General features: G+C 45.5%; 15 protein-coding genes. 7 read left to right on the top strand and 8 right to left on the bottom strand.

Annotated features, from left to right (window positions below; genetic code table 11):
- Positions 1–84: 84 nt before the first annotated feature.
- A complete protein-coding gene (locus NDJ01_RS24105) occupies positions 85–2,319 on the bottom strand; it encodes a hypothetical protein (RefSeq protein ID WP_258587514.1) in 2,235 nt (744 codons plus the stop codon).
- 427 nt (positions 2,320–2,746) lie between these two features.
- Between NDJ01_RS24105 and artP the strand changes: the two genes are divergently transcribed.
- The 5 genes from artP (at position 2,747) to NDJ01_RS24080 (ending at position 6,383) form a co-directional block, all read left to right on the top strand.
- The gene (artP, locus tag NDJ01_RS24100; RefSeq protein WP_101911867.1) at positions 2,747–3,475 is read left to right on the top strand and encodes an arginine ABC transporter ATP-binding protein ArtP; all 729 of its coding nucleotides are present in this window, start codon (positions 2,747–2,749) and stop codon (positions 3,473–3,475) included.
- Between the two features lie 88 nt (positions 3,476–3,563).
- A complete protein-coding gene (locus NDJ01_RS24095) occupies positions 3,564–4,307 on the top strand; it encodes an arginine ABC transporter substrate-binding protein (protein ID WP_258587513.1) in 744 nt (247 codons plus the stop codon).
- A gap of 1 nt (position 4,308) precedes the next feature.
- Complete coding sequence (gene artQ, locus NDJ01_RS24090) at positions 4,309–4,998, top strand: arginine ABC transporter permease ArtQ (protein WP_258587512.1); 690 nt, start codon at positions 4,309–4,311, stop codon at positions 4,996–4,998.
- Positions 4,995–5,663 carry an arginine ABC transporter permease ArtM gene (artM, locus tag NDJ01_RS24085; RefSeq protein WP_258587511.1) on the top strand — a complete coding sequence of 223 codons (669 nt, stop codon included), beginning with the start codon at positions 4,995–4,997 and terminating at the stop codon, positions 5,661–5,663. Before artQ ends, artM begins: the two co-directional genes overlap by 4 nt.
- A 138-nt stretch (positions 5,664–5,801) precedes the next feature.
- A complete protein-coding gene (locus tag NDJ01_RS24080) occupies positions 5,802–6,383 on the top strand; it encodes a protocatechuate 3,4-dioxygenase (protein ID WP_258587510.1) in 582 nt (193 codons plus the stop codon).
- 74 nt (positions 6,384–6,457) lie between these two features.
- Here NDJ01_RS24080 and NDJ01_RS24075 read toward each other — a convergent pair whose 3' ends face one another.
- The 3 genes from NDJ01_RS24075 to NDJ01_RS24065 all read right to left on the bottom strand — a co-directional run bounded on the left by NDJ01_RS24075 (position 6,458) and on the right by NDJ01_RS24065 (position 10,378).
- Positions 6,458–8,113, bottom strand: coding sequence for an ABC transporter substrate-binding protein (locus NDJ01_RS24075; protein ID WP_258587509.1), 1,656 nt, complete (start codon positions 8,111–8,113; stop codon positions 6,458–6,460).
- Between the two features lie 328 nt (positions 8,114–8,441).
- Positions 8,442–9,059, bottom strand: a complete 618-nt coding sequence (locus NDJ01_RS24070) for an OmpA family protein (RefSeq protein ID WP_168187771.1) — start codon at positions 9,057–9,059, stop codon at positions 8,442–8,444.
- A gap of 5 nt (positions 9,060–9,064) precedes the next feature.
- Positions 9,065–10,378 carry a TolC family outer membrane protein gene (locus tag NDJ01_RS24065; RefSeq protein ID WP_005390923.1) on the bottom strand — a complete coding sequence of 438 codons (1,314 nt, stop codon included), beginning with the start codon at positions 10,376–10,378 and terminating at the stop codon, positions 9,065–9,067.
- A gap of 368 nt (positions 10,379–10,746) precedes the next feature.
- On the opposite strand from NDJ01_RS24065, the gene NDJ01_RS24060 reads away from it, so the two are divergent.
- On the top strand, positions 10,747–18,060 hold the full coding sequence (locus tag NDJ01_RS24060; RefSeq protein ID WP_258587508.1) for a VCBS domain-containing protein: 7,314 nt from the start codon (positions 10,747–10,749) through the stop codon (positions 18,058–18,060).
- 160 nt (positions 18,061–18,220) lie between these two features.
- Here the strand turns inward: NDJ01_RS24060 and NDJ01_RS24055 are convergent, their stop codons facing one another.
- Positions 18,221–19,882: an electron transfer flavoprotein-ubiquinone oxidoreductase gene (locus NDJ01_RS24055; protein ID WP_258587507.1), complete on the bottom strand. Its 1,662-nt coding sequence runs from the start codon at positions 19,880–19,882 to the stop codon at positions 18,221–18,223.
- A 138-nt stretch (positions 19,883–20,020) separates the two neighbouring features.
- Between NDJ01_RS24055 and NDJ01_RS24050 the strand changes: the two genes are divergently transcribed.
- A complete protein-coding gene (locus tag NDJ01_RS24050) occupies positions 20,021–20,986 on the top strand; it encodes an electron transfer flavoprotein subunit alpha/FixB family protein (RefSeq protein WP_258587506.1) in 966 nt (321 codons plus the stop codon).
- Positions 20,987–21,052: 66 nt separating this feature from the next.
- Here NDJ01_RS24050 and NDJ01_RS24045 read toward each other — a convergent pair whose 3' ends face one another.
- From NDJ01_RS24045 to pdhA, 3 genes are read right to left on the bottom strand one after another with little or no spacing between them, the layout of a single operon-like run.
- Positions 21,053–22,201 (bottom strand): dihydrolipoamide acetyltransferase family protein, encoded by a 1,149-nt coding sequence (locus tag NDJ01_RS24045; protein WP_258587505.1) that lies wholly within the window; start codon positions 22,199–22,201, stop codon positions 21,053–21,055.
- Positions 22,198–23,181 carry an alpha-ketoacid dehydrogenase subunit beta gene (locus NDJ01_RS24040; RefSeq protein ID WP_005395620.1) on the bottom strand — a complete coding sequence of 328 codons (984 nt, stop codon included), beginning with the start codon at positions 23,179–23,181 and terminating at the stop codon, positions 22,198–22,200. The genes NDJ01_RS24045 and NDJ01_RS24040 overlap by 4 nt, the downstream gene beginning before the upstream one ends.
- Positions 23,174–24,268 (bottom strand): pyruvate dehydrogenase (acetyl-transferring) E1 component subunit alpha, encoded by a 1,095-nt coding sequence (gene pdhA, locus NDJ01_RS24035; RefSeq protein WP_012842500.1) that lies wholly within the window; start codon positions 24,266–24,268, stop codon positions 23,174–23,176. Before pdhA ends, NDJ01_RS24040 begins: the two co-directional genes overlap by 8 nt.
- Positions 24,269–24,730 lie beyond the last annotated feature (462 nt).

The following is a 24,730-nucleotide window of genomic DNA, read 5'->3' as shown; positions in this document are numbered from 1 at the left end:
ATTCAGTGAACAAGGTTTTTTCAGTGACGTTAAGCATAAAAACGGCGATTTATGAAGCGTTTAGTGAAAGTGGTTGAAAGGGAGTTAATACAGCAAGAACACCCCTTCGTAGCCACCGATCTCAATGTGAGAAACATAGTCGCCGATGTTACCGTCTTGATCTACAGGTCGCATAGGCTCTGGAAGCTTGAACGCCATCTTCGGTGAGGAGAAATAATCGATATTCTTGCCAAAGAAGTCAGTCCGATACAGCACTCGGCCTTTGGTGAATTCGCGGGCTAACACCATCTCCGTAGGGCCATGCATCACTACCGTATCGTCTGAGCGATACGCAAAGTACGTATGGGTTGGTAACAAATCGATAGCGCCATTAGGCAAGTCAGGATGAGCCACTTTGCTCATAGAAGCATCTCCAATCACCGTGTAATCGGCGGAATAGGGCGTGCTGGTGGACATCATTAGCGGAGTCGCCTGATACCCATCTGGGATTTGATTGGCTGGTGTACCTAAATCGATGGCAAGCAAGGTGCTAGGTTGATAAGCAATATTCTTTGGTACGCCTGCCTTCCAGAAGTTGTTAACGGTGGTGTTATTGCTTCCATATCGGTAGCCATTATTCCACTGACTAAAGTAACTGCGCTCAGGGTGATAGTTTAAGTAGAACACTACTAGTGCAGAATATTGGTCCTGCTTCCAATTGTTTTCTGTGTTACCAAAGTATTGGACGCGACCATAACGCGTTGTTGCTTGATAAATCACGTTCTGACCAACTTTGGCGAGAGCAGAGTTATCCCAAAACTTAGCCAAGCCAGCATAGCCACTAAAGCCAGTGGAAGGGAAAAGGTAGTGCTCTCGCAAGTACAAGGAGCCAGCATCAACCAAGTGGTTTTGGCCGTTACGACCGAATAAGTTGGCCGTGCCTATGTTGAGGCCAATTAACGCATCCGCATCCAGCGTCGCCAATTTGTTTAAGAACGCCGAGAATTGCGCTTTGTATGCATCATCAGCGGCTTGGCTTCCCGCCACCAAACCAAGCTCATCCACCGTACCACCGGAATAAACGTAGAACTGATTTTCTCCGAGTAACTTATTCGTATCGTCGTTGTACGCACCGTTTAAACCTTGTTTTGCCCATTCAGCTTGATAATAGTGGCGCATTGTATTGGCAAAATCGGGATTGCCGAGATTGGTCAATGCCCAAGAAGAGGTTTGATTCCACATGCGACCAAATGGAACAACGCGTGCCTCCCAACGAAATCGTGCGGTTGCATTCTTATTTGAGCGGCTCTTGAACTCTTGCCAAGAAAGATAATTATCTTGGTTTCGATCAGCTGATTTGTCAAAACCTCGGATTTGTCGCCAGCGCTGAATAGTTTGTCCTTCAGGTGTCTCCGTTGGTGCTCCTGAGACATTGACGACAGGGAAGCTATCTTTGAGTTGAATGTTTTCGAGGCGTGGGCGGTTTTCTATGTTGTCGTCATGCCAAGTAATTTTCGCAACGTAAAGGCGGCCGCCGTCGCGTAAAAAAGTGGACCCAAAATACTGACCGCCACCATAGGTTTGTCCGCTACCATCGTGTGTCGTAGCGCGAACCCAATCCGAAGGAACAGACCAGTTTACCGTTTGGTTTTTAGTCATGTTCTCCGTCTTGTCTTTTTTAATTGCGAAGTTTTTCCATTCTGTTACCAGACCGAATGAATCGATGGCAGAAGGGTATTCAATTATGAAGTTGCCACCTTGAGCAAACTGGGAAAACGTAAGGGTTAAGCGGTCGAACTTCTCTGAGTGATAAACATAGAGGGCACCACCATTATTCGCCTGACCGAATACATCAGCATCCCATGGCGGTGGTTGATATAGCCAAAAACCGGCGTGGTCAGCACTAGCCGTATAACCAACAATCATCGGTTTTCGATTGAGCAGAGTATTCTCGCCATGGCTTGAGTCGACTTGAGCTAGGACAGTGTCTTCCGAAAAATGAAGAAAAAAGTTCTCATAATCGATGTTATTTATTTCTGCTTGGTTACGTATATCGTTTTCCAGCCAACCTGAGTTAAGTTCCAGCTTTTGGTTGTACATGTAACCAAGCGCTTTTACACGCTCGTTATCACTCTTATTTTCGTAAGCTCCAAACACGATATAGGCATTATCCAACTCCCATTCAAGTGCAGCGGCAGCAGAGATAGGCTTATCTTGAAGATCAATACCCTGTTCATGCAACCCAGGTAACACGATTGCTGTTCTACTCCAAACGTTGGGTACAGAAAGCAAGCTCAAAGAAATGAGTGTAACGAGAGAAAAACAATGCGACTTCAACATGGAGTTATCCCATTAATACTTAGATGACTCAAATTAAGAGTCAGATACAAAGAGAAATTATAGTCCATTCGCGAAGTCGTAATCAGGACCCTGCCATAGAGGACTTTACAGGAAAGCTAACAGGGGATGCTGTGCAAAAATGAGCGGGTGTACTTGGAATAGATCATCCTCATAGACTCAAAACTTCCTCTACACGTCAGCACAAAAATAACCACCATTTTAACCTTGTTTCGGTCGTCACCATGTTGTTGGATTTTTCTTCAACAAATTCAGTTAAAACTAACTCTTCAAACCAGTCAGATACTCTGTCTTGGTGGTTGCTGATCATACAAAAAATTAACAAATTAAATTTTTATACATTTTTATTGCATAAAAAGTCCAGTTGAGTAATATAAATACCAAGTGACAATTAATGCGGTATGTCAGCATGACTATTCAGGTAAGCGGAATCAATAAATCCTACGGTGAGACACAAGTGCTTCACGATGTCAGCTTTAAGTGTGAAAGCGGTGAAACGCTGGTTTTACTCGGTCCAAGTGGCGCAGGGAAGAGCTCTCTACTACGAGTTCTTAACCTTCTTGAAGGTGCGGATAACGGCAAGCTAAACATCGCAAATGATGTTTTTGATTTCTCTACTGAAATCAAAGAGAAACAAGGTTTAGCACTTCGTCGTAAAGTAGGCATGGTGTTCCAGCAGTACAACTTATGGCCGCACATGACAGTAATGGAGAACCTGATTGAGGCTCCGGTAAAAGTCTCTGGCATGGATAAAGAAGAAGCGAAGAACCAAGCAATGCAAATTCTCGCAACACTGCATTTGGCAGACAAAGCGGATGCATGGCCGATGCAGCTTTCTGGTGGTCAGCAACAACGTGTGGCGATTGCTCGTGCATTGATGATGAAACCGGAAGTCTTGCTTTTTGATGAACCGACCGCTGCGCTTGATCCGGAAATTACTAACCAAGTCGTTAAGATTATTAAAGATTTAAGCGAAACTGGCATCACCCAAGTCGTAGTAACGCATGAGGTCGATTTTGCTAAAAAAATCGCTAGCCACGTACTGTATCTAGAAAAAGGATACATCGTCGAGCACGGCACAAATGATTCGTTTTCTAACCCGCAAACCGCCCAGTTTGCTGACTACCTAAATCACTAAATTACGTTTTTAAAGTTCAGTCTATTTAACAGATAAGCTCGGCTGTCATTGCGAGTGTCAGCCCACTAAGTACACACGGAGTATTGCAATGAAAAAGATTCTACTAGCTTCACTAATCGGCCTTTCTTCTGCAACTATGGCAGCAAACGCAGCAGCACAAGAAGAGATCAAATTCGCGATGGAAGCGACGTACGCACCATTCGAATACATGGATGAAAACAACCAAATCCAAGGTTTTGATGTGGATCTGGCGAACGCACTATGTAAAGAAATGGAAGCAAAATGTACCTTCCACAACCAATCTTTTGACAGCCTGATCCCTGCATTAAAATTCAAGCGCTACGATGCGGCTATCTCTGCAATGGATATTACTGAGGCGCGTTTGGAGCAAGTGAATTTCACGAATGCATACTACGACAACTCAGCAGCGTTTGTTTCTATCAAAGATAAAGTCGCAGACCAAAAAGCATTAGAAGGTAAGCGTGTTGGTGTTCAAAACGGTTCAACACACCAAAGCTACCTGATAGAGCAAATGCCGGGCGTAACAGCGGTTCCTTACTCAAGCTACCAAGACGCGTTCATCGATATGAAGAATGGCCGTATTGATTCTGTATTCGGTGACACAGCAGTCGTAGCAGAATGGTTCAAGAAAGAAGACAACCTAGCGTACGTAGGTGAGCACGTCACTAACCCTAAATACTTCGGTAACGGTTTTGGTATCGCAGTAAATAAAGGTAGCGACGAGCTAGTGAACAAGCTGAACGCGGCACTGAAAACAGTGAAAGCGAACGGCGAATACAACGTAATCTACAACAATTATTTCGGTAAGTAATATGGCACTAACGGGTTACTCTTTATCGCTTGTTCAAGCTAGTTGGATGACTGTCCAGCTAGCCTTCACAAGCCTCTTAGTCGGTTTGATTCTGGCAGTGGTATTTGCCAGTGGTGAAATGTCTCGCCGCGTTTTCGTTAAATGGCCAATGACGGCGTTTGTGACGATTGTACGTGGCTTGCCAGAAATCCTTGTCGTGTTGTTCATCTATTTTGGTTCGACGCAGGTTCTGTTTTTAATCACCGGCGACTTTATTGAAGTTAGCCCGTTCTTGTCTGGGGTGGTGGCGTTGTCATTGATCTTCGCTTCTTATGCTTCTCAAACTCTACGTGGCGCGCTAAAAGCCGTTGGAAGAGGGCAGAGAGAAGCAGCAAGTGCACTCGGCATCGGTCAGGCACATGCTTTTGTTCGCGTTGTTTTGCCACAAGCAGTAAGACACGCGCTACCAGGTTTAACTAACCAATGGTTGGTTCTGTTGAAAGATACCGCGCTTGTATCACTGATTGGCGTAACGGATTTGTTGAAACAAGCGCAGCTAACGTCTGCTGCGACGCATGAAGCTTTTACATGGTACGCAACCGCTGCGGCGATTTACCTAGGCATCACTTTGATTACACAACGTGCCGTCAAACTGATTGATAAGAAGTTCTCAGTTCAAGGCATGAGCATGGGACAGGAGGCAACCGCATGAACGAACAACACGTTTGGCAAATGGTGGATGGCTTAGGTACTAGCCTTCAATTAACCGCCGCTTCCTTGGTTGTCGGCTGCCTCTTAGCTTTGATGATGACGCTGACTCTGATCCTACGTACTCCGGGTTTGTATTGGGTAAGCCGTGGCATCATCACCTTGTTTACTGGTACGCCTTTGTTGGTACAGATCTTCTTGGTTTACTACGGTCCGGGTCAGTTTGATGTAGTGAGAGAAAGTGTTTTTTGGACATGGTTAAGCCAACCTTGGTTCTGTGCGATGTTAGCGTTAGCGCTTAATACCGCGGCGTACAGCACTCAGCTGTTTAAAGGCGCGTTTAACGCGATTCCTTCTGGTCAATGGCAAGCGTGTCGTGCTCTAGGGATGAACAAAACCGCAACGCTAAAAGTGCTGCTGCCATACGCTATTCGTCGTGCCGTTCCGGCTTATTCGAACGAAGTGATTTTGGTCTTCAAAGGCACGTCATTAGCGAGCACGATCACGATCATGGATCTGATGGGTTACGCGCAGCGCATTAACGCACAAACTTACGATACGTTGACGGTATTTGGTATTGCAGGCGCATTTTATTTAACCGTAAATGGTGTGCTCACTCTTATCTTCCGTCAGGTAGAGAAGAAAGCACTAGCCTTTGAAGCCGTTTAATTATTAGTAGCTAATTTGTAAATGCCTCTGTTCAGCGTTGCCCTGAACAGAGGCATGTTTGTTTTAGTGTACTGCTACGCTGGAAAAATCATCAAGAATCACCAAACTTAAGTAAGGCAAACAATCACTGGTGATGATATGGAACGTCGACACTTCTTAGCTTTATGGTCGCTAATATTTGCGCCTTCGCTAAAATCCGCTAGCCCAATGAAGCCGACACCGCCTCAAACGGAAGGACCATTCTATCCCGTGGTTCCAGTGCCATTTCGTCAAAATTTGATTTTGCAGTCGAAAGGTCTTATTGGTGAGCCCATTTTTCTTCAGGGTAAGGTAATGGATACAGCAGGAAACCCATTGTCTGGAATGAAAATAGAACTATGGCAATGTGATGGACAAGGCATATATGATCACCCTAATCACCCTAATCAACCTAACAATAATAAGTTTGATCCTCACTTCGCAGGCTTTGGTGCAGTTTTAACTGACGAAGATGGGAATTACCTTTTTCAAACGTTATTTCCGGTTCCATATAGCTCTCGACCTCCCCACATCCACGTCAAACTATGGCGTGGAGAGAAAGAGCTGTTAACGACTCAGCTTTATTTGAAAGGGCGAACTGGTAACGAGTGGTGGGGCGGAAAAGCCCGTGATTATTTGCAGTTTGAGCCTGTCAACATTGATGGTCGTGTGGTCGGTGAGTTCAATTTTGTGCTCGCTTAGTGCGATTAAGCGTTATTTTGAAAACTCACATCGTAGATTACAAAAGTAATTAGCAAACAGAAGCTTCTAACAGATTAGTCTTGTCCGGCTCTGACTCTTAGTTTGTAGAAATCACTGTACCCAGATTTACGGAGTTGAACACCGCTTACACCTTTCGCTATGGTGATTTTTTCTTGCCCCCAGAACAATGGTAAGATTGTTGTATCAGCTCTGAGCTCCGAGAGTATTCCCTCCAAACGTTTTTCAGGCGTGGGATCAGAGACTGCATCGTGTACGTGATTAAGATGCTGTTCAAATTCATCAGAGTGAAGAGCAAATCGAATACCTGTACCTGTTAATAGCCACTCATAAATTCCATAGGTTAAAGGTGGCTCAACGACATCTTCGACAAAGAGCAAGTCGGCTTGTTCTTTTACAAGTTGAGGATTACTAGCGTCAGTTAGCTCCACAAATTCTACATGCAACCCAGTTTGACGGATTAAATCTACGATCCATTGGTTCGCTTTACTTAAATAATCAATCGTCCACTTTGGATGGGTTATGACCAACGTTCCCTCAAGCTGAGGAACATTCTCGTTGTGAGAGCTATCATCGAGAATGTGCATCGTTTCCAAGCCATTCGCTTTGGCAAATTCAAATCTACGACTCTCGATAAAAGAAAATAGGCGCTGCCAAGTTTGCTCGCTTAGTGAGCACTCGGCGCGACGGTTACGTGCTAGAAAAGAAAATGCCTGAATCATATAACATTCGGTATCGTCAGTTTCCTGATTATAACTGATGTATTGATCCAGCTCAGTCCCCTGATGAGAGAGCGTGATTTGCTCCAATAATGCCTTTTTTGCGAAATAGTTATGATGTTTCTTCAGTACTATTTTGTCGGTATCCCAATGCCTAAGTACAAACGGGCCAGTACCTATTGTGATACTGCGACCTTTAAAGCTCTTCTGACGTCGAGTAGTGATAGACGCATTTGCGGTTGCTAAGCAGTAAATGAATAAGTTATTAGGCTGCTTTAAGTCAATACGTATAGCTTGTTTGGCATTATCGAAGCTGATACGAGTGACTTGCTGAAGTAATTTTTGGACGGGACCATCTGTTGTAATGAGCTTATTTAAAGAGTTTACGACATCTTCTGCTTGTAATGTTAGCCCATCGTGACAGTAGATATCAGGGCGGAGCCAAATATATATACAACTGCCTTCATTTTTGTACTCACAAGCGAGGTGATTTTTTAATTGACCGTAGTGATCAACGGTAAAAAGAGTGTCATACAAGCTGCGTATTACCTGCAGTTCCGAAAAGCGATAAGTCAGTGAAGGGGTTAGCTCATCTACCCAAGGATACTGGCTGACGATGAGTGTATTTGAATCTTTGTTTTCTTCTGAAACTTCTGCGAGTGCTTGGCTAAGTGCGCTTACAGCGGTGCTACGGTAATGCTCAAGTAACCTCGAGATGACGTCAAAACTACCATTGTTGATTTCATTACGAATCGTAAAGTAGAGGGCTTGGTGTATTGTTACCGTCACTTTTAGTGTGCTGGCTTTCCCACGGCCACGACCTGGCTCCCAGTGGATCCAATTGTAGCTGTCAAGTATTCTCAGTATATTAGATATATTGCGTCTAGAAGTTGAAAAAACCAGTTCTAAATCGTCGAGGTTTACCTGATACGTTTGAGAGTGTTTGTAATGTTTTAATAACTGGCTCAATCTACGAAGACATGTTTCTGTCATGTTTTATTATGTTTCCTCAATAGATGATTGATTTATTAAAGCTATATAATAAATTGATTTCATATTGTGGTGAAGAAAGGTGATTGCTTAAACCTCTCAGTGTTATTGATTGGCTTATCTTCTTCCCATTTAAAAGTATTGGTGGTTTTCATTTTGACTCTAATATATTACTACTAATAGAGAGCAAAGGCTCACTTTTAATTTTTACTATAATATTAGTGAGTTATGATTAATGTTAGTGTTTGTTTTATTAGTTGTGTCTAATTAGTTAGGCGTAATGACATGAAAATACCCCCACTCATCTATGTAAATAAGCAGGGGTATAAGTTTATTTTACTTCTGGGAAGGTAGTGAATATCGTCCACTCATCTTTAACCATCCCTTGCTGGCCGACAACAGTGGCAGTAACGCGGCGGTTTAATGCGTGGCTGACACGATCCATACCCGGCTCTGCTAGCTGTGTGTCGCCAAAAGCAATAATTGCGAGGCGGTCACCCGGGATTCCTTTTTCTATCAATAGATCGCGTACATTCTCTGCACGATGGCGAGATAGGTTTAAATTGTATTCTGCGCGTCCTACCTTACTTGCGTATCCTTGTATCTCTATAGAAGTGGTTGGATACTTTTTAAGAAATGCAGCCAACTCATCTATCTTGTTTTTAAAAATTTGGTTAATAAGAGCAGAGTCATTATCAAACAAAATCTTAAGTTGGTATTGCTCTTCTTTATGCAAATAGGTTTCACAACCATCATTGTCCACTTCTGCCCCTATTGGAGTACCTGCGCAAAGATCACGAGCGTTTATCACACCATCTTGGTCCAAGTCGTTTAGGTCAGCAATCTGATTCGCCTTTGGTATAGGAATGTACGCCAGCTCATCTTTTGCGTATGCACTATGATGACTCATTATGACTAAAGCCAGAGTGATTAGAAGATTCTTTTTCATTGTATTTAGTACTCCACCGATTGAGTCCACGCTTCCGGTATGTCGACGCGCAATGCGTCTAAAAGTTGCCCGGTTGAAGTCAGGGTTCGATATTGTGCGTATTGCTGCGCGAATTGTGTTTCTAAGTAGTTTTTGCGTGATTCAAACAACTCGTTTTCAGTGTTCAGCAGATCAAGTAGGGTGCGCTTTCCAATACGATATTGTTTTTGGTATGCAATAACGGTGTTTGACATGGAATCAACGTGTTGTATTAAAAAAGACTTTTGTTGTTTAGTCAGCTCAAGAGCGCTCCAAGAAAGGCGGAGCTCTTGCTCTACACTTCGGTATGCTCGCTCTCTGAGGTCTTTCGCTTTATTGAGTTGGTAGGCCATACTGTCACTGTTTGCAGAGTCTCGGCCACCGTTGTAAAGGTTGTATCGGACACGGAGCATTGCTTGTGTTTCAGAGTTGAGACCATTTACTCCTCCTACATCATCGTTCCAGCTTTGTTTCGCTTCAAATGAGATGACTGGGAAATAGTTTGCATCTGCTTGTTTATATTGGAACCTGGCAGAATCGACATCTGCGAGTGCTATTTTTATGACAGGATGATTGTCAAAAGCCTGCGATTGGGCCTCGTCTAGAGAATTGGGGATAAAGTTTTGGTCTGCGTGCGGAAAAATAAGGTTAGTTGGTGCTTCACCAACTAAGCGAAAGAATGCTGTTTGAGCGTCTTTATGGTTATTTTGTGCAGCTAAAACATTACTTTGAGCTTTTGCTAAACGAGCTTTAACCTGGTTAAGGTCGGCAACTGAGCCAATTCCTGACTCTGTACGCTTTTTAATATCAGTATAAATTCGCTTATGTGTGTTTAGGTTGCTAGTGGAAAGCGCAGTCAGCTTTTGTGTTTTTACTACATCCAAATAAGCTTTGATGACTTCTAACGCAACATTTTGGGCATCTGCAAGCAACTGATAACGCACAGACTCTGCATCTGCAGAGGTACGATCAATGTCATATAGGGTTTTTGAACCATCCCAGATCAACTGGGTAAGAGTAATTGCCATATCTTTGCGGGTCATCTCGGTATCACTCTTACCAGTAGAGTCGGAAGGGTGAATGCTCTCGTAACCGATACCCGCGTCAATATCGAGACTAGGTTTATATGCTCCACGTGATTTATCGATAATATAACGACTACTCATATACTCGTTAAACGCACTTTTGATATCAGGGTTCGTTGCAAATGTTGTCGCTATTGCTTGTTCTAAAGTTTGTGCGCTAGAAACCAGTGGTATTAGCAAACCAAAACACGCGATACTAATATTACTTAGCTTCACTAAAATCTCCCCAAATAATTTAACGCCAGTTATTTTTCAAAAATAAACATTAAAGATTACTAATATTACCCAAGGCAAACGTTTCCTTTTGTTTGCTTTTTTGGAATGTAAGCTGCTATTTCAATGAAAATTTAATGACAAGTTTAAAGAATATTAAAAATAGGTCGCATAACATATGTTTTTACGGTGCAAAATAAAACAAATTTAAAACATGAAAATTATTGATAGGATAATTGCGTGTTTTAGATGGGTTAATTGATGCTAGCTTACGCCCAATTGTGTATATCGCTTCTTGAAAATAAGTCTTATTACTTTCTTAGTTTTATGGACTTTGAGATTTTTGTATTTACTAAATGAGGTATAAGCTCTTGGTTGGACCATCAAAATTAACCGCACAAACCTATGTTGTAATCGGCCTAGATGGTCAAATTAAAGCTTTTGCGTCTAAAGAAAACTTGTTACCGGGAGAAGTGGTCGTTGAATTAGTAGAGGGGAAGATCCAACCTCAGCATGTATATATTGCTGACACAGGAGGTGAAGCTCAAACTGATTCTACCGACAAGCTAGCGAAAATATTAGAGGCCATCGAAAAAGGGCAAGACCCGAGCGAACTAGGTGATGAATATGCTACTGAAGCTGGTGAAGTTACGGGTTCAAGTTTGACGGCTTCTGGTACTGTTGAACGAACGGGGGCAGAAGTACTAGCAAGTACTTTTTTTGAAACCGCCGGCGTGACGACAGAGCAAAGTACAACGCTATTTAATATTTCTCGATTCACAACCTCAGAGCTTGGTGAAACTGAAGCGTTGATTGATGGTGAAGATAGAGGTGCCGTTCAAGAAGACGTGACGCTTGGAACTTCTGGCAACCTCAGTGTTACTGATCCAAACACAGGTGAAGCGTTATTCCAATCACAGAGTGAGGTTCAAGATAGTTATTGGGGCGTCTTCTCAATTGATGCTTTCGGTAACTGGAATTATCAGCTGAATAATGAGCACGAAGAAGTGCAGGCTTTGGATCATGACAGTGGCCCAGTCATCAGAAGTATTACCGTTTTATCTGCAGATGGCACTGAGCATGAAGTTGTGATCTCTATTACGGGCACCGAAGACGCGCCAGTCGTGACGGGCACGTTTACGGGCAAGGTGACCGAAGGCAATCCCGGTGATGTTGTGACCGCAACAGGCACCATTGCTATTACTGATGTCGATAATGGCGACGATCCGATTTTTACAAACACCACCGTTACGGGCATTTACGGTGAGCTGGTATTGGTGGATGGGCAGTGGACGTATACGCTGGACCAAAGTCTGGTTCAAGAGTTAGATGAGGGTGAGCAGGTGCAAGACACCATCACTCTCACAGCGACCGATGGCACACAACAAAGCATCGTGATTGATATTACGGGCGCCGAAGACACGCCTATTGTTGACGGTACGTTCACCGGCAAGGTGACCGAAGGCAATCTCGGTGATGTCGCGACGGCAACAGGCACCATCACCATCTCTGATGTTGATAATGGCGATGAGCCAGTGTTTAGCAACACTACAGCGACGGGTACCTACGGTGAGCTGGTATTGGTGGATGGGAAGTGGACGTATACGCTGGACCAAAGCCAGGTCCAACAGTTGGACGAGGGTGACCGGGTGCAAGACACCATCACTCTCACGGCGACCGATGGCACCCAACAAAACATCGTAATTGATATTACGGGCACCGAAGACACGCCCGTCGTGACGGGTACGTTCACCAGCAAGGTGACCGAAGGTAATCTCGGTGATGTTGTGACCGCAACAGGTACCATCACCATCTCTGATGTTGATAATGGCGACGATCCGATTTTTACAAACACCACCGTTACAGGCACTTACGGTGAGCTGGTATTGGTGGATGGAAAGTGGACGTATACGCTGGATCAAAGCCAGGTTCAGCAGTTGGACGAGGGTGACCAGGTGCAAGACACCATCACCCTGACGGCAACCGATGGCACCCAACAAAACATCGTAATTGATATTACGGGCACCGAAGACGCGCCTATTGTTGACGGTACGTTCACCGGCAAGGTGACTGAAGGTAATCTCGGTGATGTTGCGACCGCAACCGGCACCATTACTATCTCTGATGTTGATAATGGCGACGATCCGATTTTTGCAAACACCACCGTTACGGGCACCTATGGTGAGCTGGTATTGGTGGATGGGCAGTGGACGTATACGCTGGATCAAAGCCAGGTTCAACAGTTGGACGAGGGTGACCAGGTGCAAGATACCATCACTCTCACAGCGACCGATGGCACACAACAAAGCATCGTGATTGATATTACGGGCACCGAAGACACGCCCATGGTTGACGGTATGTTTACCGGCAAGGTGACCGAAGGTAATCTCGGTGATGTCGCGACCGCAACAGGCACCATCACCATCTCTGATGTTGATAATGGCGATGAGCCAGTGTTCAGCAACACTACCGTTACGGGCACCTATGGTGAGTTAGCATTGGTGGACGGGCAGTGGACGTATACGCTGGACCAAAGCCAGGTTCAACAGCTGGACGAGGGAGATCAGGTGCAAGACATCATCACCCTCACGGCAACCGATGGCACCCAACAGAACATCGTGATTGATATTACGGGCACCGAAGACGCGCCAGTCGTGACGGGCACGTTCACGGGCAAGGTGACCGAAGGCAATCTCGGTGATGTCGCGACCGCAACAGGCACCATCACCATCTCTGATGTTGATAACGGCGACGATCCGATTTTTACAAACACCACCGTTACGGGCACCTATGGTGAGTTGGTATTGGTGGATGGAAAGTGGACGTATACGCTAGACCAAAGCCAGGTTCAGCAGCTGGACGAGGGTGAGCAGGTGCAAGATACCATCACCCTGACGGCGACCGATGGCACTCAACAAAACATCGTGATTGATATTACGGGCACTAATGATGTTCCTGAATTTGTTAGTGGGAGTAATGACAACTTTGGTCTGGATGCCCAAGGTAAAACCGACATCGATAGTTACCAGTTTAGCGTTGATGAAAACAGTCAATCGGGTGTAATTGGAAAAGTAAATGCATTCGATGTCGATCAGGACAGTCAGATTACGTATCACTTAAACGGTCATAGCGAACTGTTTGAAATCAACAGTCTTACCGGTGAGATCAGTGTCAAAAATGGTGCAAATCTGGACCATGAATCTATCGATAACTACCAGCTAGAAGTGGAAGCTCGTGACCAGTTTGGCGGTAAAGACACCGCTCAGGTCGAGGTGTTGGTTCGCGATATTAATGAAGCCCCTATTGCTGAAGATGATAAGGGCATTGAAAAAACGACCAAGACACTTGACCAGAGCAACTGGGATGATAGCACTGATATCACAGTCGATTACTATGTGATTGATACTCGATCTGGAAACAAGGTTTCTGATGCATCGAAAGCTGATTATGTTGGTGACGGCGACCACAAATATGGCGTTAGTTCTGCGCTAGACAGCGGCTCTGACCGGGTTCAAGATGGTCAGATTCGATATGATGATGCAACTGGACAAAGTGAAGCAATGCGCTTCTCCTTCGCTAATGGTCAGGTTGCCGATCATGCTGAAGTTGAAGTGAAAAACCTATGGACAGACACTTCGAACGGTAGCTGGGAGCCTGGTATTGAGCGCGGTGTTTGGAAGGCTTACTACAAAGGTGACTTGGTTGCGACAGGTGTGTTTGAAGGTACCCGTGGTGGTAATCAAGTAGTCAACATCAATGCAGATGGGCGTTTCTTCGATAGTATTGAAATGTCTACTACCAGCTATAAAGACGGTGTCATTGATCCTAAAGGCTCAGAGTACTTTATTACTCAGGTATCAGCGGACCTGACGACCTTTGATGAAGCTTACCAGACCAACGGCTCAGGCACGTTAGAGCTGGATGTTCTGGCGAATGACAGCGACCCGGATGGTGACGCTCTGACTATTATCGACTATCCATCAGAAAGTTTCCTCAGTCTGCAAGATGGTAAATTGGTCTTTGATGCGGCCAAGTACCTAGAGTCACTGCCAGCTGATCAACAAACCCTGAAAACGGGTGAAGTGAAAGATTATACCTTCGAATACACCATCCGTGATGACGACGGCCTGACTGATAAAGCAGAAGTTACCGTTAGTGTGATGGGTGAGCCTATGTCGCTCAGTGATGCACACGCAGCATTGGATGAATCTCAAGTTGATACGGATACTGGCGTACATGCTGAAGGCAACTTTATCGCAAATCTCGGTTCTGCAACGGAGGCTGAATATCACTTCAACGCCGATCAAAACCTAGGTGGTTTCACCAGCGATGGTAAAGAGGTTGTGTTTGAAGTGAGTGCAGATCAGAGCACTCTAACTGGTTATACTGGAACAGGTGCCGATCGCATCAAAGTGGTTCAAGCCAACATAGATAGCAAAACGGGTCATTTCACAGTTGATCAACATATGCCTCTTGATCATGCGGAGCATGGGGCGGACATGCTGGATATCCGCGCTAGCGTCGAGGTGGATGCCGGAGGTCAGTCTGAGAGTGCCACCTTGCATCTGAATGTAACGGATTCATTACCGTCATCGTCTTCAGCTCACTACGAAATAAATGATGTTGATTCACAAAGTAATAGTGTTGTGATTGCACTTGATGCGTCAGAATCAATGCTCGACTGGGTAACAGATGCAGACGGACAATATGTTACTCGCTGGCAACTTGCTCAAGACTCTATTAAGTTAATGTTTGAGCAATACCAAGATTTGGGTCCAGTAAGTTTTAGAATTGCAACTTACAGCGGACAACCATCTGGCCAGATTTCTGAGTGGCTAGATTCTGCCGAGGCCATTGATGCCTTTATCTCTGGTATACATCCATATGCATCGACGCCATATAACCAGGCCGTTGACCAAATAAATGAAATACTTAGTGATCCAGAAGATGATGCATTGCTTAGTAATACCGATACCCAGCTTTACTTTATCTCAGATGGTCGACCTTCCGATTTTACCTATTGGACAAATCAAACGAACGTGGGAGAAATTCAAACCCGTGAAAACTTGATTAAGTGGTCAACATCAGATGATTTTGAAAGTGAACAGCGTTATCAGGACATAGTGAATGGTCGGGTTCAGCCTACTTCTGAAGAAGAGGGCATCATTCTGCAAAATGCGATGGAAAATGGCATCAGCAGTAGCGGTCAGGATGTTGAAAATATCTGGTCTGTCGGTATCGGTAATGGTGCGTCTCTGGAACACCTGGAGTCGATCGCGACAGATAAAGGCAGTGCTATTGTCGTTGTAGATGATTCTCAGATTGGGGATTTGCTTAGCAAAACGGTCTCAGGCCAGTTGCAAGGTAACCTTCTGGATGACAATGGCGGTGATGCTCAGTGGGTAGATCACATCACTATCGATGGTGAGATATATTACTACAACAAAATAAACGGTGATGTCACTACCAGCGATGGCACGAAAATATCGGATCATTCTCTGGCGCAAATTGATACCAACCACGGCAAGCTGACCATTAACTTTGAAAATGGTCACTACGACTATCAAGCGAGCAATGTTGTAGGTCATCAACAAGAGAAGCTTGACGTTACGGTTATCGATGCTGACGGTGATACTACAAATAGCGAAGTTACCATTGATATCCGAGATCGCGCACCAGAATTCATCAGTGTCGGTGATACAGACCAAACCCATGGCACCGATGCCAACGGTATGCCAACAGAAGATACAGCAAGCTTTGACGTCGCTGAGCAAGAGGTTGGGGTATTAGTCGGCCAGGTGGAAGCGTTTGATCCGGATGGCAGTGACACCATAAAGTATGAATTGAGTGGTGGTGATGCTGATCTATTCCGTGTTGACTCGAATAGCGGTGAGATTTGGCTGAAAGATGGTGTAAAACTGGATCACTCGACTCAGCAAACGTATCAGTTGGAAGTGTCTGCAAGCGATGGTGTGGATACCGATACAACTCAGGTTATCCTGAATGTCACTGAGAACCATGCCCCAACCTCATCTCCAGTTCAGGGCTTTGCTCAGATGGAAGACTTACCGATCAATAAAGTGACGGTAGTGTTCGACCACTCGAACAGCATGACCCGTACCTTTGACGGTGAGAATACCGTGGGTCGTGATGCAACCGCACCGAAAACTGAATCGAGAGCTTACAAAGCAGCAGCAGCGTTACATTCCATGGTTGAAAACATGATTGCCGATGGAGGAGAATCAAACACCTATATCCGTCTGGTACGTTTCGACGGTGATACATCCACACATAGCTGGCTGACCTTGAGTGAAGTTGAGTTGATGACACGCCCACCAGAGATGAATGGCCGTGATTCAAACGATTTAAGTTTCCAAAATGAAGTTTCAGAATATGTGCGTAACTGGTGTGACGTAGAATACGGTACTAATACGGATTACGATAAAGCTTTAGAGGCTGTAATGGAGCCTGGTGAGGCGAGTAATGCCGTTTACCCTTGGCAGGATGGTTGGGACTATTTCGGTCCAGAAAAACCGTCTGAGAGTAAGGACACCATATTCTTTATCTCAGATGGCGAACCCAACCCTAGCGAGGGCGCTGTTACTTCTCCTGATCTAGCCGAGCGCTGGGAGGATTACAAACAGACTCATGACGCCAAAGTATATGGGATTGGTATTGCTCTCTCTGATAATGTCAAAGCAGCAGAGGCTCTAGATGAGCTTAGCGACAAAGTGGTGTTTATCGACTCAGGTGAAGACTTGGGGCAGTACCTAAACCAGTTCTCTCCCGATCCAATTGCCGGTGAGTTACTGGCGGGAAGCCAGGACGCTGATGGTGATAGCATGACCGTTTCTTTGGCAGAAGGTGATTTCACTCTGTTGGGCGCAGATCTGCACGGTGTAAGCGTAAATCAGCCGTTAGTTTCTTCATCCAGTGAAGTAGATGGTCAGCTTCATATCCAGACAGCGTTCGGCACCTTGGAAGTGTCATCCAATGGCAGTTATAGCTTTACTCAAAGCGATGAGCTTACTCTACAGGGTGACCAGCAGGCGGATATGCATTTCTTGTTTAAAGTGTCTGATGGTAAAGGTGGCATAAGTGAAAACGTCTTTACACTTACATTGAACGATTCTGGCACCGATATTGCCCAAACTGAGCGCCATGCGTCAGTGGGAGATGAGTTTGCGAATAGCATCACTGGTGGCGAAAGCATTGATATTTTGCTAGGACAAGCAGGTGAAGATACGTTGAGTGGTGGCGCAGGCGATGACATTCTGGTTGGTGGGCTTGGAAACGATATCCTGACGGGAGGTCTAGGCAGTGACATCTTGACAGGTGGAGAGGGTATTGACACCTTCACCTTTACTCAAGAATCACTGGACATGACGTCATCAAGAGATGTGATTAAAGACTTTAGGCTGGATGAAGACAAGCTGGATTTGAGTGACATTCTTGAGTTTGTCGGTGACGACACAACGGATATGGATAACTTGTTGGAACACGTAAGCGCAGACTACGATAGTGCCCAAGATACTCTGAATTTGACGATTACTGGAGAAGACAGCAACACAATGTCCGTGGCATTAGAGAACTTTGATTTATCAGGGTTGGAGCTAGGGTCGTCAGCGACATCTCATGAAATCGTTGATCAGCTGTTCCATCACCAAGTTTTTAGCGTGGATTAATATTACCTGAAGATAAAGTTATTTTAGTAAATAGCACCTGATTGAATCATCAGGTGCTATTTTTTATTTCTGCCGCGGCTAGCTACCGACTTTTTGTTTAACCACTTTAAAAATTAGCAGTAGTAAATGCACTGCTTCTGCACTTTAAGTGGTTCTTTGATTACATGTTTTGATAGCTTGGTCCGCCACCACCTTCTGGCGCTTTCCATGTGATGTTCTGTGAAGGATCTTTGATGTCACAGGTTTTGCAATGCACGCAGTTGGCGGCATTTATCTGAAACTTCAACTTACTCTCAACTTCCACCACTTCGTAAACCCCTGCAGGGCAATAGCGCTGGCTCGGCTCGTCATACATACCTAAATTCACATCAATTGGAATGTGAGGATAAGTCAGAACAAGGTGGCAAGGTTGGTTCTCTTCGTGCTGTGTTCCTGATAAAAATACCGACGAAGGCTTATCAAAACTGATTTCACCATCTGGTTTTGGGTATGCAATTGGTTGGCACTCTTGTTTAGGTTTTAACTGTTCGTGATCGTACGAATAGTCCTTGATAGTCCAAGGTAGCGGCTTCTTAACCAGTGGTTGCCATAGGTTATGCTCAAAGGTCGAAAGTGCACCGCCCAGTATGCTGCCAAACTTGTGGATGTTCGCACCAAAGTTACGTGTTTCGGCGAGCTCGTCATACAACCATGATGATTCAAACAATGACTGGTAGTCTGGCTCAGAAGCCCCAGTTTGTAGGGCAGTATGTACTGCTTCTGCTGCAATGATTCCGGACTTCATGGCTGTGTGGCTGCCTTTAATTTTAGCGACATTCAAAGTTCCTGCATCACAACCAATCAATAAACCGCCGGGGAATTGCTGTTTCGGCAGAGAAGAAAGTCCACCTTTTGCAATGGCTCTTGCACCATATGCGATACGTTGGGCACCTTTTAGGTGTTGCTCGATAGCTGGATGATGCTTAAAGCGTTGAAACTCGTCAAACGGGCTTAAGTAAGGGTTACTGTAGTTTAAATCTACGATTAAACCGACCGCGATTTGGTTGTTCTCCATGTGATAGAGAAAACCGCCGCCAGTGGTATTTGTCTCGCTCAAAGGCCAGCCAGCGGAGTGGATAACACTGCCGGATACATCCTTGCTGTCAGAGGGTAATTCCCATATCTCTTTTAAGCCAAGCGCGTAGTGCTGAGGTTGCTTGCCTGCGTCTAGGTCGAACCTTTGAATAAGTTCTTTACCCAGATGTCCGCGACAACCCTCAGCAAAAAGGGTGTATTTTGCCTTTAGCTCGATACCTGGCTCAAAGTTAGATTTGGCTTGGCCGTTCTTGTCTAGTCCCATGTCGCTCGTATTAATGCCTGTCACGACGCCACTCTGATCATAATTGATGTTTGCAGCGGCAAAGCCAGGAAAAACTTCCACCCCAAGACTTTCTGCTTGGTTAGCGAGCCAACGGCAAAGGTTGGCAAGGCTAATTACATAATTATTTTCGCCATTTATCATTGGACGTGGCGTAAGGAAATGAGGGACGCGAATATGGTTTTGCTCAGTAGTAAGATAAAGGAAATGGTCTTGCTGAACTGAGGCTGATAGCGGGGCATCCATTTCTTTCCAATCGGGGAAAAGTTCATCCAAGGCATTGGTTTCAAAAACAGCGCCAGATAAAATATGTGCGCCCACTTCTGAGCCTTTTTCTACAACGCAAATGGAAAGTGCGTCACCTTCACTATCTTGGTTGAGTTGAGCTAGGCGACAAGCGGCACTTAAGCCCGCAGGTCCGGCTCCCACGATCACGACATCAAACTCCATGCATTCTCGTTCCATCTATCTGCTTCCTTTCTATTATCGTCATCTGCGTGACAGGTTTTTGGTTTCTATACAGAAAACTATAGCTCAGTTGACGTTAACGTGAAGTGAACTAAGCTCAAGTAATGGATCTGACGTGTTATACGAGGCATGACCATGGACGACCGACCATTAGCAACACTTGTCATTGCGGAACATGACAACCAGTCCTTGGCTGTAGGGACGCTGTGTGCAATTAAAGCGGCATTTGATATCAAGGATGGTGATAAATCGCTTCCTGTGTCTGTATTGCTTATTGGTTATCAGTGCCAATCGGTTTTGGATGAGTTGAAGTGTGTTAAGGGCGTTGCAGAAATTATCTGGGTTGACGCGAAGGAATACGAGCATGGGTTAGCGGAAAACATTGCGCCTTTGATCTCACAAGTAGCCAAAAATTACTCACATATTCTTTCTCCTGCCAGTACATTTGGTAAGAATGTGATGCCTCGCGTGGCGGCGTTGCTCGATGTAGGGCAACTTTCGGACGTGATGACAATCGAGTCTATCGATACGGTGATTCGTCCCATTTATGCCGGGAATGCATTGGCGAGAGTCACGTCGAACGACCCCTTTAAAGTGATGACCATACGAAGTACGGCTTTTGATGCCGTAGAGCTGTCAGACACGCCAGTTGTCCCTAAGGTTACTCAAGTCGATACGGTTATTATCAACAAACTTAGTGAGTTTATTTCGCAGCAAACGCCAGAAAGTGAGCGACCAGAATTGCCAGCGGCTAGAGTGGTGGTATCGGGTGGTCGTGCATTCGGGAGTAAAGAGAAGTTTGCTTTAGTCGAACAATTGGCTGACAAGCTAGGTGGAGCGGTAGGAGCGTCCCGAGCGGCGGTTGATGCGGGGTATGTGTCTAATGACCATCAAGTCGGGCAAACTGGTAAAATTGTTGCACCTGAATTATACATTGCCGTCGGAATTTCTGGTGCTATTCAACATTTAGCGGGAATGAAAGACTCAAAGGTGATTGTCGCAATTAACAGCGATCCCGATGCGCCTATTTTTGACATCGCTGACTATGGGTTGGTCGGCGATTTATTTGAGGTGATGCCGGAGTTGCTAGAGAAGCTGTAGATATAATCTGTTCTCTCAAACAAAAGGCTTCCGAGCTGGAAGCCTTTATCATTTGGTTTTTACCAGTTACTTTTCGCTCGGGCGTTGCAGGTGTTCTGCAAGCACTTTAGTAAACCTTGCTGCTTCACCACCAGTACAAGCGCGATGATCAAACGTTACGGATAGCGGCATTGCTTTCACCGAAATTGCTTGACCATTTCTTATCACCACTCGGTCGAGTATTCGACCAGCACCAACAATAGCGACTTGTGGAGGTGTGACGACAGGTGTCGCGTAAATGCCGGCAATCGCTCCGAAGTTGGAAAGCGTAATCGTCGCGTGCTGTAATTGCTCTCGACCGATCTTTCTCTCTCTGATCCCTTCAACAGTTTGATCGAGCCAACGACGAACATCTTGTGGCTCGTATTCATCTGCGTGGCGCAATACGGGGACGTACAAGCCATGACGGCTATCTACAGCAATACCAAGATTAACTGTATTGTGCACGCAACGCGTCATGGTTTCTGCATCAAACCAAGCATTTAAAGCAGGCTCTTCCTGACATGCATGAACAATCGCTTGAACCAGACGGATACTGATGTCTTCGTTAGGCAGCCAGTCTTCCAGCAACGCTTCTTCTGTAATGGTCACGGCAGCAACGTGCTCGTGTGACTCAGTCATCGAGGACACCATGGTACGTCGAGCGCCTTTCAATACTTCTGTGCCCGGACGCTGTTTCCCGGCTTCGTCGTAAATGTCGGCATCAACGATAAGACCGTTTGGACCACTGCCTGACACGAGATTAAGATCTACCCCAAGTTTTTGTGCCAATAGACGAGCCGACGGTAGAGCAGTAACTAGATTACTCTCAGTCGTGTTGTGATTGCCTCCAATCCAGAAGTCATCGACGTTAACTTGATGCGCTTGATGAGAAACATTGCCGACAACGGTCGCGGCGTCAGCGGTCTCTTTTTTCTCTACCGTAGCCCCGCGCTCTGCGCCAGTTTCGTCAATTTCGAGTAGCAATGCGCCAATATTGACGATATCACCTTCTTCCCCATGGCGGCTGACTACACGGCCCGAGTAGGGGGCGGGAACGTCGACCGTCGCTTTTGCTGTCTCGACAGTTAAGATCACTTGATCCAACTTAACCATGTCACCGACATTAACGTGCCATTTTACAATTTCTGATTCAGCGAGGCCTTCGCCGAGATCGGGTAAGTTAAACGTCTTCATTTCCAATCCTCCACGAGTTCGCGCGCTGCGGTCACAATGTCTTCTTCCTGAACCATGAAATAATCTTCGTTACGGTAATAAGGCATAATGGTGTCCATTCCAGTTACTCGTTTAGGTGGGGCTTTTAGTAAGCACATGGCGTGTTCGGCTGTTCGAGCTAAAAGCTCAGAGCCCACACCACAAGTTTTACTCGCTTCATGAACAACGAGTAAACGTCCGGTTTTTTCTAGTGAGCTGAAAATCGTTGCGGTATCAATTGGCTTAATGCTCGCCAAATCAATCACCTCGACTTCAATCCCTTGACTAGATAAGGTCTGTGCGGCTTGAAGTGACTCTACGACGCATGCGCCCCAAGTAACAAGCGTGATATCGCGCCCCTTACGTAAGGTGAAGCAGGTGTCGAGTGGAAGTGCTTCGCCATTATCAACGACTTCAGATTTTACGGTTCGATAAATGCGTTTCGGTTCGAAGAACATGACGGGATCATTACTTCGAATCGCGGCGAGAAGCAGGCCGTATGCGCGTTGAGGTGAAGAAGGAATCACTACTTTAAAGCCAGCAGTGTGCGCAAATAGCGCCTCTACACTTTCTGAGTGGTGCTCTGGAGCGTGAATACCGCCACCAAATGGCGCACGAAAAACCGCAGGGCAAGTGAGGCGACCGCGAGTTCGGTTACGCATGCGTGCCGCGTGGCACATTAAGTGCTCCATTGCCGGAAAAACAAAACCTTGAAATTGAAATTCGGCGACAGGTCGTAATCCTTGCGTTGCCATGCCGACCGCAACACCGCCGATTAACGCTTCAGCGAGTGGCGTATCGATCACTCGTTTGAGACCAAACTCTTGTTTGAGCCCTACGGTGGCACGGAATACGCCACCATTATCACCTACGTCCTCACCTAACACGACAACATTTTGGTCTTGTTGCATTTCGTGGTGCAGAGCGAGGTTTACTGCTTCAACTAACGTTAGCTCAGCCATGTTTGCCTCCCTGCATTCGCATTGCTTTGTTGATGAGTTCATCTCTTTGAGCGTGAAGCTCTTGGGGAAGCGATTCATACAAATAATCGAACCCAGTTTCTGGTGCTTGTGACGGTAAGCTGAGGTAGCGTTCAACTGCCAGTTCCACTTGTTCCTTGCAGTATTCTAGCCATTGTTGCTCTTGTTCATCGCTCCAAGCACCTTGATTAAGGAGATACGTTTTAAGACGTGCTATAGGTTCGTATTGCCATGCGGTTTGAACATCGTCCTCTTTACGATAACGAGTAGCATCATCGGCCGTAGTGTGGTCACTTAATCGGTAACTGACCGCTTCGATGAGTGTTGCGCCTTTCCCTTTTCTCGCTCTCTCAAGTGCGGTCTTAGTTGCATCATAAACGGCGACGACATCGTTACCATCTACCGTAATGCCCGGTATACCAGCGCCTTGCGCTTTTTCTGATAAGAAATCGGCAGCACATTGAAGGCTACGCGGCACTGAAATTGCCCACTGGTTGTTATTCACAACGAAAACAAGTGGAATATTCCAAGCACCCGCACAGTTTATTGACTCTAGAAAATCCCCTTTGGATGTACCGCCATCGCCGCACATGACTAGCGCAGCTTCATGGTTACCTTGAATTTTCAGTGCGGAAGCCACCCCGACAGCGTGCGTACATTGCGTCGCAATGGGGACACAGAATGGAAGATCTCGGCTAGGAATTGGGCTGCCCTCAGGAGCAAAATCACTACCGCGCTCATCACCGCCCCAGTATTGAAGATTCTTCTCCATGCCAATACCACGACACCACATTGCAGGCATATCGCGATAGTAAGGGACAAATACATCATCGGCTTTCAGCGCTCTGCCGACCGCAATGCCGATGGCTTCAGCACCTAGGTGCGAAGGGTAGGTCCCTAACTTGCCGGTGCGTTGCAACGCAACGGCTTTGTTGTCGTAAGTGCGAGTCAATACCATGTCTCGGTAAAACCCGACCAAAGTTTCAGTGTCAGCCCAGTTGGGTAGTTGGCCGACTAGGTCCCCATGATGGTCGATAAACCGATGCATGGGTAATGCCTGAACGTTCATCTCAAGCTCCTTTTGACGCTGCGTGTCTTTTGGACTGCAGCTGTTCATATCAAACCAGAGTTTGTATGGGTACTCAAACTCTGATATCAGCGCAAAGGCCATACCTAAGGTTGCTTGTGTTTTCTATAGCTGTAGGCATCTGTACGTCCTTTAAACTATTTTTCGATAACACCGCTGCGGCTATTTCATCGCAAGAGACAGAGAAACATTTTTCTGCATCTAACCCTCTAACTAAATCGTGGTATAGCCAGATACAATAAGTGTAAACAAATTGTTAAATTGCGCTTCATTTTGACTTTTGACCAGTAGTAAAGTTTTGCTTACACCCTGATTTTGTAGAGTAATATGCTGATTTTTAATTGTTGGTATTTTTAAGCTCGAATTTAATTGCTATTGAATGAAACATATTTGCAACAAAATTTGGCTGTAAAATTTGACAAAGTGAGTCATTATTAATGAATC

It is taken from the genome of Vibrio sp. HS-50-1 (genome assembly GCF_024747315.1).
Lineage (GTDB): Bacteria > Pseudomonadota > Gammaproteobacteria > Enterobacterales > Vibrionaceae > Vibrio > Vibrio diabolicus.
The sequence above is the reverse complement of the archived record's forward strand: the minus strand, read 5'-3'. Positions and strand labels throughout refer to the sequence as shown.